Source organism: Phycicoccus sp. (assembly GCF_035325325.1).
In the GTDB taxonomy this organism is placed as follows: Bacteria; Actinomycetota; Actinomycetes; order Actinomycetales; family Dermatophilaceae; genus Phycicoccus.
Genome location: NZ_DAOLAC010000039.1, coordinates 26533 through 35141, shown reverse-complemented (window position 1 = coordinate 35141; position 8609 = coordinate 26533). Strand labels below are relative to the sequence as shown.

9 protein-coding genes are annotated in these 8609 nt (G+C 75.3%); 3 read left to right on the top strand and 6 right to left on the bottom strand.

Annotated features, from left to right (window positions below):
• Window positions 1–47: 47 nt before the first annotated feature.
• From PKA89_RS17595 to PKA89_RS17575, 5 genes are all read right to left on the bottom strand, one after another.
• Entirely contained in the window at window positions 48–977 is a 930-nt protein-coding gene (locus PKA89_RS17595) for a hypothetical protein (RefSeq protein WP_324421637.1), read from the bottom strand.
• A 128-nt stretch (window positions 978–1105) separates the two neighbouring features.
• On the bottom strand, window positions 1106–2392 hold the full coding sequence (locus PKA89_RS17590) for a PQQ-dependent sugar dehydrogenase (protein WP_324421635.1): 1287 nt from the start codon (window positions 2390–2392) through the stop codon (window positions 1106–1108).
• A 75-nt stretch (window positions 2393–2467) separates the two neighbouring features.
• Window positions 2468–2806 carry an MGMT family protein gene (locus PKA89_RS17585; RefSeq protein ID WP_324421633.1) on the bottom strand — a complete coding sequence of 113 codons (339 nt, stop codon included), beginning with the start codon at window positions 2804–2806 and terminating at the stop codon, window positions 2468–2470.
• A 47-nt stretch (window positions 2807–2853) separates the two neighbouring features.
• The gene (locus PKA89_RS17580) at window positions 2854–3873 is read right to left on the bottom strand and encodes a HAMP domain-containing sensor histidine kinase (RefSeq protein WP_324421631.1); all 1020 of its coding nucleotides are present in this window, start codon (window positions 3871–3873) and stop codon (window positions 2854–2856) included.
• Window positions 3870–4589 carry a response regulator transcription factor gene (locus tag PKA89_RS17575; protein ID WP_324421629.1) on the bottom strand — a complete coding sequence of 240 codons (720 nt, stop codon included), beginning with the start codon at window positions 4587–4589 and terminating at the stop codon, window positions 3870–3872. Before PKA89_RS17575 ends, PKA89_RS17580 begins: the two co-directional genes overlap by 4 nt.
• A gap of 162 nt (window positions 4590–4751) precedes the next feature.
• Here PKA89_RS17575 and PKA89_RS17570 point away from each other — a divergent pair, with 162 nt between their 5' ends.
• Genes PKA89_RS17570 through PKA89_RS17560 form a run of 3 tightly spaced genes read left to right on the top strand, consistent with a single transcriptional unit; the run spans window position 4752 to window position 6740 of the window.
• Complete coding sequence (locus tag PKA89_RS17570; protein WP_324421627.1) at window positions 4752–5969, top strand: pyridoxal phosphate-dependent aminotransferase; 1218 nt, start codon at window positions 4752–4754, stop codon at window positions 5967–5969.
• Between the two features lie 4 nt (window positions 5970–5973).
• Window positions 5974–6384: a CrcB family protein gene (locus PKA89_RS17565; RefSeq protein WP_324421625.1), complete on the top strand. Its 411-nt coding sequence runs from the start codon at window positions 5974–5976 to the stop codon at window positions 6382–6384.
• A complete protein-coding gene (locus PKA89_RS17560) occupies window positions 6381–6740 on the top strand; it encodes a CrcB family protein (RefSeq protein WP_324421623.1) in 360 nt (119 codons plus the stop codon). The genes PKA89_RS17565 and PKA89_RS17560 overlap by 4 nt, the downstream gene beginning before the upstream one ends.
• Before the next feature lie 14 nt (window positions 6741–6754).
• Here the strand turns inward: PKA89_RS17560 and PKA89_RS17555 are convergent, their stop codons facing one another.
• Window positions 6755–8545, bottom strand: coding sequence for a DUF3592 domain-containing protein (locus tag PKA89_RS17555; protein WP_324421621.1), 1791 nt, complete (start codon window positions 8543–8545; stop codon window positions 6755–6757).
• Window positions 8546–8609 lie beyond the last annotated feature (64 nt).

Here is an 8609-nt window from a genome sequence, read left to right as displayed (position 1 = left end):
GTCGACCACAGCCCAGCACCATCAGGCTGCGCTGTCGATGCTCACAGTCAGTCGATGGTCAGGTGCCGCGGGTCGAGGCCGAGCACGCGCGCGAACCGGAGCAGGGTCGCGCGCCGGCGGGGGCCCTGGTCGAGGTCCTCCGACCACAGCTCGAGGACGGTCCAGCCCTCGTCCGCGGCGAGCCCGTTCCGGTGGGCGTCGGCGCTCCTGCGCTTCCGGTCGGCGTGTGCGGCCCTCTGGTACTCGCCGACGACCCGCTCGGCCTGCCACACGAGGTCGCCCTCGAGCAGCCATCCTCCGGCGGCGTCCCGGACCACGCCGTTGACCTCCGGCTCGGGGAACCCGGCCCGGACGAACATCAGCCGGGCGCGGGTCTCGCGCGGTGACCGCACGCCCGGACGGACCAGGCCCACCGCCTCGAGCAGCTGCCCGCGACCCCGAGGACGGACCCGACCGTCGAGGGTGCTGCGCAGCACGGCCGCCGACGCGCTCCCGGTGCCGTGGCCGACGACGGCGTCGCCGGCAACGACGAGGTCGTCGACCGAGAGCCCGCGGTGCAGGACCTCGCCGAGGTCGCACCAGGTGTCGGCCGCGCCCACCACCCGCAGTCCCGACGCCTCCACGACCGAGCGCGTCTCGAGCCCCCTGTGCCCACGGCAGCCGGCGCGGCGGGTGGGCGTCCGGTCGGAGGTCCGCATGACGTCGAGGCGGCTGTCGGCCTCGAGCGACGCCGGAAGGGGCAGCCCGAGGACGACGGCCGCCGTGACGTGCGAGAACGCGGAGTCCGGGGGGAGGGCCTGCGCCCAGGCCCGGGCGCGGTCGACCAGTGTCTCCGGGGGTGTCAGCGTGCGGACGCCGTGCGTCGGGCGGTGCAGGCCGAGCGCCCGCAGGTCGCAGTGGCGCAGGCCGGCCGCCCGGGCCCGGGCCACCGAGAAGGGTCCGGTCCCGAGCGGCTCGGGCAGGCGCGCGCTGACCATCGGCCGATGGTGCTCCGAACGCGCGCCGGCGCCGTCGCGTCATCCACAGGGCACCCTCCGGGTCGCGCGACATGCGGACGGACGGACCTCTTCATCCGCATGTCGCGCGACCTGGAGGGGCGGCCAGGTCAGGTGCGGGGGGTGATCCGCAGCAGCCGGTCGTCGTCGCCGTTCGACGTCGTGACGTACAGGGCTCCGTCCGGGCCGAGCCGGGCCGCGCGCAGCCGGCCGTACGGACCGTTCGTGGCCCGGGGGATGGCCACCGTCGCGACCGACCCGTCCGCGCGCAGGGTGAGCACGAGCATCTTGGCGCCCTTGAGGGCGGTGATGACGAGTGCGCCGTCCCACGCCCCCCACTGCGGCCCCTCGAGGAACTCGGCGGCGCAGACCGCCTGGGTGGTCCGGCCCGACTGCCACACCGCGGGGACGGCGTTCGGGTAGCGCTTGGTGTCGGTCATCGGCACGCTCTCGTCGTAGCCGCCGACGGTGCCGCCCTGCGCCGGGTCCCACCCGTAGTTGGCGCCCGGCCGGAGGAGGTTGACCTCGTCGTTGAACGACGGCCCGTGCTCGGCCGTGAAGATGCGGCCCGTGCCCGGCTGGAGCGCGACGCCCTGGACGTTGCGGTGCCCGTAGCTCGTCACGTACCGCTGGTTCGCGTTCTTTGCCGAGGCGAACGGGTTGTCCGACAACGGTTTCCCGGTGCGCAGGTCGAGCCGGAGCGTCTTCCCGCCGAGACTCGTGAGGTCCTGCGGGATGCTGCCGCGGGCGGTGTCACCGGTGCCGACGACGAGCGCCCCGCCGGCGTCGAGCTCGGGACGGCAGCCCGAGTGCCGCCCGGTGGAGATGGGTAGGCCGTCGAGCAGCGTGCGCACCCGGACCGCCGACCGCTCGTCCGCCGAGAGGCGCCACGTGACCAGCCGGACGTCGACCGGCCGCCCGCCCTCCTGGTGCGTCTGGCAGGTCGTGAACTCCCGGCTCGTCGCGAAGTCGGGGTGGACGACCAGGCCGAGCAGTCCGCCCTCGCTGTTGACGTAGAGGTCCTCGAGGTCGGCGCCGACCCGGCTGAGCGTCGCCCCCGTGCGCAGGCCCGAGACGAGCGCGAACCGGCCCGGCCGCTCGCTGACCAGCGCCTTGCCGTCGGGGAGGAAGCCGATGTCCCAGCCGTGCTCCAGCCCGCCGGTGACGACCTCGACGGCCAGCGCGGGGACGGCCGTGCTCCGGGGCGCCGGGCTCGACGACGTGGGAGCCGTCGCAGACGACGACGCCGTGCCGGTGGGCGATGCTGACGACGGGGACGCCGGCACCTCGCCGTACCCCTCGTCGTCGGACGAGCATCCCCCGACCGCGAGGAGGGCGAGGCCGGCCGCCGTGGCCGCGAGCCGGCGCCGGACGGTGGGTCGGGCGGGGAGGTGCATGCCCCAGTCTCACATCCGGAAGCCGGTGGCGCGGGCCGCCGGAGCGCCCGGTCGACGGCCGGCGCCGCGTCGCCCTCAGGCCGGGAGGTCGGCCACCGCCTGCTCGTACGCGCCGGCGAGCTCGTCGAGGTCGGCGCGGTAGTCGGCGATGCGGCAGCCCAGCCCATTCGGCTTGACGAGGACCCCTTCCTCGGCCCACCGCACCCGGGCCCGCTCACGCAGCGGGGCAGGGAGGTCGCCGGACGCGTTCGTCACCCGCCACCACGTGACGTTGCCCCCGTAGACCTTCATGATCGAGCCGACCTGGCGCGGCCCGATGCCGACGAGGGCGGCGAGGTCGCCGTAGGACACGACCCGACCCCGGGGCACCTGCTCGACCGCCCGCAGCACGCGTTCCACGACGACGTCGTCCACCCGGCAGAGTCTGCCCGACGCGCGTCCTCCGACGCCCGTCCTCCCGCTCAGCCGGCCGAGCCGACCGACCCGCACGGCACGGTGAGGGTGACGACGCAGCCGCTGCCGTCCGGCCGGTTGACCGCGGCCGCCGCACCACCGTGCGCGCGGGCCACCTCACGGGTGATGGCCAGGCCGAGGCCCATCCCGCGGTCGTGGCGGGAGGAGTCGGCCCGCCACCCGGGCTCGAAGAGCAGCTCCAGGTGCTCGGCGGGGACGCCTCCGCACTCGTCGGCGACCTCGACCGTCGCGGTGCCGCCGCCGTTGCTCGTCGTCACCTCGACCGTGCCGCCGGACGCCGTGTGCTGCACCGCGTTCCGCACGACGTTGCTGACCGCCCGGGTCAGCGCACGGGCGTCGCCGAGCACGGTCGTCCCGGCGAGCGCGCCAGCCACGACGCGCACACCGGCGGCGTCGGCGAGCGGCGCGATCCCGGTGACGGCGTCCGACACGAGGTCGTCGAGGGCGACGGGCTCACGACGCATCGCGGTCGGCGCGTGCAGCCGCGACAGCTCGGCGATGTCGTCGACCATCCCGTCGATCCGGTCGACCTCGTGGACGATGCGTCCGTAGGCGTCCCGCGGCTGCGCGACGACGCCGTCCTCGAGCGACTCGGCGAGGACCCGGATGCCGGCCAGCGGGGTCCGCAGGTCGTGCGAGAGCCACTGGATGGTCTCGCGTCGCGACGCCTCCACCTGCCGGTCGCGTTCGCGGGCGGCCCGTTCCCCCGCCGACTCGCGTTCGAGGCGCCAGACCCGCCGGGCGAGCAGGGCGCCGACGAGCACGGCCATCGGGGCCCCGGCGAGGAGGACGAAGACGAGGCTGCGGTAGTCGTCGGCGGCGACGATCATCGAACGGGTCGCGACCGCCACCCCGACGGCCAGGGAGCCGACGAGCACGAGCGGGGCGCCGAGGGCGGCGACGGCTGCGCGCCCCCGCGAGAGACGGGCCAGGACGAGCGCACCGAGCCCGCCGGCCAGCGCCGTGACGACCGCGGAGAGGACGACCGCGCTGGTCTCGGGGGTCATCCGGGGGGCCCGTCGGCCGTGGCCGCGTCTGGCGGCGTGGGGTCCCAGCGGTAGCCCCGGCCGAACACCGTCACGAGCCGGGTCGGCGTGCCCGGGTCGGACTCGACCTTCTCGCGAACCCGCCGCACGTGCACGGTCACCGTCGAGGCGTCGCCGACCTCCCAGCCCCACACCTCGCGGATCAGCTGGTCACGCGACCACACGACCCCCGGATGCTGGAGGAACCACGCGAGCAGGTCGAGCTCGCGGGCGGTGAGGGCGAGCGGCTCCCCGCCCCGGGTGGCGGAGCGGGCGCCGAGGTCGACGACGAGGTCGCCGTCGCGCAGGACGTCGACGACGGGGACCTCCGGGGCGGCGGTGCGCCGCAGCAGCGAACGCACCCGGAGCTCGAGCTCGCGGAGGCTGAACGGCTTGGCGACGTAGTCGTCGGCGCCGTGCTGCAGGCCCTGGACCCGCTCGTGCTCCTGGCCGCGCGCGGTGACCATGATGAGCGGCAGGTCGCGACGCATCGAGCGCAGCCGGCGGGTCACCTCGAGGCCGCCGAGGCCGGGGAGCATGAGGTCGAGGAGGACGAGGTCGGCCGGGACGGCGGCGAACCGGTCGACCGCCTCGAGCCCGTCGCCGACGGCGTCGACCTCGTGGCCGGCGCGCGAGAGGTACGCCGCGACCGTCTCGCGGACGGTCGCGTCGTCCTCGACGAGCAGGATGCGGGCCACGGGCCCAAGGCTAGGCGTGCCGCGCCCGCGCGGCCCGAGGCCGGCGGCACCCCGTCATCCCCCCGCAATGACCCGGCGGTCCCGATGGGGGCCCCGGGCCCGTGACGCACGGGACGTGGACGGGTCCGGCGCTGCGTGGCCGCGGCTGGGACACTGGGGCGCATGCGCCGGATCGTCCAGAGCCAGAAGCTCCAGCACGTGCGTTACGACGTGCGCGGCCCGATCCTCGTCGAGGCCCAGCGGCTCGAGGCGGAGGGCCACAAGATCCTCAAGCTCAACATCGGCAACACCGCCCCGTTCGGCTTCGAGGCCCCCGAGGCGATCGTCGCCGACATGGTGCACAACCTGCCCGACAGCCAGGGGTACGCCGACTCGCGGGGCATCTACTCGGCGCGCACCGCGGTCGCGCAGTACTACCAGTCACGTGGCCTGCGCGACACCGCCGTCGAGGACGTCTACATCGGCAACGGCGTCTCCGAGCTCATCACGATGGTCCTCCAGGCCTTCGTCGACGACGGCAACGAGGTGCTCGTCCCCGCCCCCGACTACCCGCTGTGGACCGGCGCGGTGTCGCTCTCCGGTGGCACCCCCGTGCACTACCGCTGCGACGAGTCGAACGGGTGGAACCCCGACCTCGAGGACATCGAGGCCAAGATCACCGAGAACACGCACGCCATCGTCGTCATCAACCCGAACAACCCGACCGGCGCCGTGTACTCCGAGGAGACGGTGCGGGCCCTCGTCGACATCGCCCGCCGCCACGACCTCGTCGTCATGGCCGACGAGATCTACGAGAAGATCCTCTTCGACGACGCCGTGCACCACCACGCCGCGACCTTCGCCGGCGACGACGTCCTGTGCCTCACCTTCAGCGGCCTGTCCAAGGCGTACCGGGTGTGCGGGTACCGCGCCGGATGGGTCATGGTCTCCGGGCCGAAGCACCTCGCCGAGGACTTCCTCGAGGGGCTGACGCTGCTCGCCAACATGCGCATGTGCGCGAACGTCCCTGCGCAGCACGCGATCCAGACCGCGCTCGGTGGGTACCAGTCGGTCAACGAGCTCATCGGGCCGGGCGGCCGGTTCCGCGAGCAGAGCAAGCTGGCCTGGCGGCTGCTCAACGAGATCCCGGGCGTCTCGTGCGTCGAGCCGCAGGGGGCGCTCTACTGCTTCCCGCGCCTCGACCCCGAGGTCTACCCCATCGAGTCCGACGAGGCGTTCGTCATCGAGCTGCTGCGGGCCAAGAAGATCCTCGTCACCCACGGCACCGGCTTCAACTGGTTCGAGCCCGACCACTTCCGCCTCGTCACGCTTCCCGACGAGGAGACCCTCACCGAGGCGATCGGTCGCATCGCCGAGCACCTGGCCACCCTGCGTGGCTGACCGGATGGCTTCTCGCGCAACGCTGCCCGAGCCGGCGCTGCTCGGGTCGGTCGCTGTCGGCGGGGTACTCGGGTCGCTGGGCCGCTGGGGCGTCGGCCTGGCCTTGCCGCACGGAGCCGGGGACTTCCCGTGGGCCACCTTCGTGGTCAACGTCACCGGCGCGTTCGCGATGGGGCTGCTCGTCGCGTTCCTCGTCGACCGACCCGGCGTGCACCGGCTGGCCCGGCCGTTCGTCGGGGTCGGCCTGCTCGGGGGGTGGACGACGTTCTCCGCGCTCGCGGTCGACGCCGTGCAGCTGGGGGCGGCGCACCAGGTGCAGCTCGGGGTCCTCTACGTCGGCGCGACGTTCCTCGTCGGCACGATCGCGGTCGCCGCGGGGATGCTCGGCGGCCGCCGGGTCTGGCCCGGCCCGTGAACCCCACCCACGCCCTGCTCGTCGCGCTCGGCGCCGCCGTCGGGGCGCCGCTGCGGCTCACCGTCGCGCACTGGACCCGGGAGCACCTCGGCGCGGCGCCGCCGGTCGGCACGCTGGCGGTCAACGTCGCCGGGTCACTGGTCCTCGGGGTGCTCGTCGGCGACGCCGTCGACGGCGCGGCGCTCGCCCTCGTGGGCACCGGCTTCTGCGGCGCGCTGACCACCTTCTCGACCCTCGCCCTCGAGCTGTGGGACGCCCTGGAGGACGGCCGGGCGGTGGCGGCCGCGGTCACGCTCGGGCTCTCCATCGTGCTCGGTATCGGGGCGGCGGCGCTCGGCTACGCCCTGGCCGGCTGACCGCGCGGCGCGGCTCAGAGGACGAGCACCGCCAGCCAGCGGATCGCCAGCAACGCGACGGCAAGGACGAGCACGGGCGCGCCCGGGGACACCGCGCCCGTGACGGCCACCCCCGCGCCCTCGGGCGGACGCACGACCGGGCGACGGGCGTCGACCGCGGCGGCGACCGCCGCTGCGGTCGGGACCGGACGGCGGCCCGGACCGACGCGACGCACCCACGGGCCGAGGACCAGCCCGTCCTCGTCGTCCTCGTCGCCGCCGAGAAGGACGACGACGTCGTCACCCGCGACGCGGACGTCCGCGACGGCCGTCATCGGCACCCGGTGGCGCCGCCACGGGTCGACCAGACCGATCCCCTCGGCATCCACCCGTACCGCGGAGACGGCCCGGTCGACGCCCCAGTGGACGACGGAGAACGCGGCGAGGCAGACCCCGATGCCCTGCCACCACGAGGCCTCCGGCGCCCCGAGCAGCCACAGGCCGCCCAGCGTGCCGGCGAGGACTCCGGCCGTGCCGACGAGGCGGTCGAGGATCCCCGGGCCGAGCCGCGCGGGCAACGCCGCGGCCGGCGTGTCCGGGGAGACGGGGTCGCTCCAGACCGCGAGGTCCTCCTCGAGCTCCGGGTCGAGAGAGGTGTCGTCGATCTGCGGGAGGTCCGGCAGGACGCGCAGCGGGGCGGCCGGCAGCTCGAGGCCTCCCGGGTGGGCCAGTGCCACCCACCCTCCCTCCCGCACGTCGCCGACGAGCCAGCCACTGCGCACCTGCTGCTCGAGCCGTGGCGACTCGGGGCCGGCCGGCCGGGGACCCGCGACGATCTCGAGCTCGGCGACGACGACCTCCCGGTCGGTGGCGAGAACGGGGACGACGTCGTCGTGCATCTCGACCCACCGCACCGGGACGCCCGACGTGTGCATCGTCGCCGCGAGGGCCCGGCGGTGCATCCGACCACTGACCAGGGGTCGGGCGAGGACGACGGCGAGGAGCAGCCCGCCGACGGCGAGGGACAGCCACCACGTGACGTCCGGGGGCTCGGCGACGAGGTGGGTCCACCCCGGGTCGGCCGGGTCCACGCGCACGGGCACCCGTTCGCCGACCTCGTACTCGTCGAGGGTCTCGACCACGGGCTCGCGCGGGACGCCGGCCACCGCCTCCTCGAGGCGCAGCCGGTAGGCGAGGCCGTCCTCACCCTCGGACCCCACGACGACCGCCCCGACGATGCTCGACCTCTCCTCGTGCGCGGCCTCCGAGGCGAGCTGCTGGGCCAGGACGCCGAGGCAGGCCAGCGAGGCCGCGACGAGGGCGAGCACCGCGAGGTGCGACGGACCGAGCGGCAGCCCGGGGTCGCGCGCGAGAAGGCGCGGTGACCCGCGGACCTCCACCGGGAGGTCGACGAAGGCGTCGACGACCGCGCGCCGCCGGGACGCCCGCTCCCGCCGGAGGAGCAGGACGTGCCCCACGTGGAGCAGGGCGAGGAGCGTCCACGCGACGTTCGCCGCGACGACGTCGTCGAACCGGACGTCGAGCACCGCGAAGCCGACGGCACAGGCCGCTGCCTCGACCGGCCGCCACCACACGAGCACCACGGCCGCGACCGCGAGGACGACGGCGGCGGAGAACACCGGGTCCGGGCCGCAGACCGTCGGGTCGGCGGGGGTGCAGCGGTCCACCGGCTCCCCGGCCGCGGACGCCACGAAGGCGGCCACCCCTGCGCCCACGAGGACCCAGCGGCGCCATCGGGTCCCGAGCCCGGCCACCCAGGCGGCGGCGCGCTCGGCCGTCATCCCCGCCGTCGTCCCGATGGTCACGGCGGGAGCCTAGGTCAGCGAGGACGCACGCGCCGCCCGCCCCACGAGAGCGGGACGGGCGGCG

Excerpts from the sequence above, each read along its gene's own strand:
- PKA89_RS17595 (WP_324421637.1), bottom strand. The coding sequence starts at position 977 with ATGGTCAGCGCGCGCCTGCCCGAGCCGCTCGGGACCGGACCCTTCTCG.
- PKA89_RS17590 (WP_324421635.1), bottom strand. The coding sequence starts at position 2,392 with ATGCACCTCCCCGCCCGACCCACCGTCCGGCGCCGGCTCGCGGCCACG.
- PKA89_RS17580 (WP_324421631.1), bottom strand. The coding sequence starts at position 3,873 with ATGACCCCCGAGACCAGCGCGGTCGTCCTCTCCGCGGTCGTCACGGCG.
- PKA89_RS17570 (WP_324421627.1), top strand. The coding sequence starts at position 4,752 with ATGCGCCGGATCGTCCAGAGCCAGAAGCTCCAGCACGTGCGTTACGAC.
- PKA89_RS17565 (WP_324421625.1), top strand. The coding sequence starts at position 5,974 with ATGGCTTCTCGCGCAACGCTGCCCGAGCCGGCGCTGCTCGGGTCGGTC.